Annotated in this window: 1 protein-coding gene; it reads right to left on the bottom strand. The window is 53.4% G+C overall.

Annotated features, from left to right (window positions below):
* Positions 1-333 precede the first annotated feature (333 nt).
* Positions 334-840 (bottom strand): hypothetical protein, encoded by a 507-nt coding sequence (locus tag FD715_RS22330; RefSeq protein WP_147115478.1) that lies wholly within the window; start codon positions 838-840, stop codon positions 334-336.
* Between the last annotated feature and the right edge of the window lie 279 nt (positions 841-1119).

Below are 1119 nucleotides of genomic sequence, written 5' to 3'. Positions count from 1 at the left end.
CGAGCGGCCGGAGACCGGGCATTTCGCCCTGATCGATCCGGACTGCGGCGACGTCGCCGAGATCTGCCTGCTCGCCGACGAGCTCGCCCAATGTCTCGATCGTTTCGACACCGAGGCGATGCTGAGAAACGTTGCCTGAGGCCTCCCTGATGGCGGTGCAATCCCATCCCAGTCCGCCCCAAGGGGCGGACTGGAGTCTTGATTGGCGGAACCAGATTTCATGGCGGACGGAGGAGCTCGAGAAACCAGAGAAACACCCGATATTAATGGCATTCCAGAAATCAGCCATGGGCGCAATGTTCCCAAATTCTGATGATTTCATTCCACCTAGATTCACGAGATGACAACAGCACGTGCAACATTGCGATCGAAACCTTCTTCGCGGACGTTCCGGATCAAGGCGCTCATGATGTCCTTGCTGTAGGCCATCGGGGCAATCTTTGCCGAACGGTTGAGCTCAGAAAGCTCCGGGCTGATCTCTGCATGCAGGGCAGCGCTTTCGGCCTCGCTCATCTCCACGATGGCGTGGACATTCGCAGCTGTCGTGATGACGACGCGCGCCAGACCGGCCAGCCGGAGATCACGGTCAATCGGAACCTGGATGGAAAAGGTGTTCATTCCTTCTTCGCTGGCTCGCAAATAGTAGGCATATTCATCGTCGAGGCGAGATTTATCAATGGCCCGCCTGAAGTCCAGAAACTTGGAAACCCAGTCAAGCGAGTCCTCGCTGTAGGCGCGGTAAAGCGTTACTGCGCCTTCGAGAATGTCATCTTCCATTTTAAGACCTCTGACCTCAGCACGTATCGTTTGCGAGCCGGAGAACGGCTCGCATTTCTTCATTCAGGGTCTCCATGGAAATTTTCGCCACAGGGACCACCAGGCTCATCCAATGCCCGGCGAGATGCGTAGAACGACAGATTTCGGATGTGAAGACCAAAAATATCGGTCTGATTCAATTTCAACTATAGGTGTAAAGGTTTAAATCGAATTTTGCGTATTTACGCAAATTTAAATCGATATCCTGCCCTAAAGCGCAGCGCCGGATGTCTTGATCTTCGGATTTATCTGTGTCCAGCGGGATAATATTCAGCATTTCCGCTCGAACATGCGCCTGAAAAT

The organism is Tateyamaria sp. syn59 (assembly GCF_007995245.1).
GTDB lineage: Bacteria > Pseudomonadota > Alphaproteobacteria > Rhodobacterales > Rhodobacteraceae > Tateyamaria.
The sequence above is the reverse complement of the archived record's forward strand: the minus strand, read 5'-3'. Positions and strand labels throughout refer to the sequence as shown.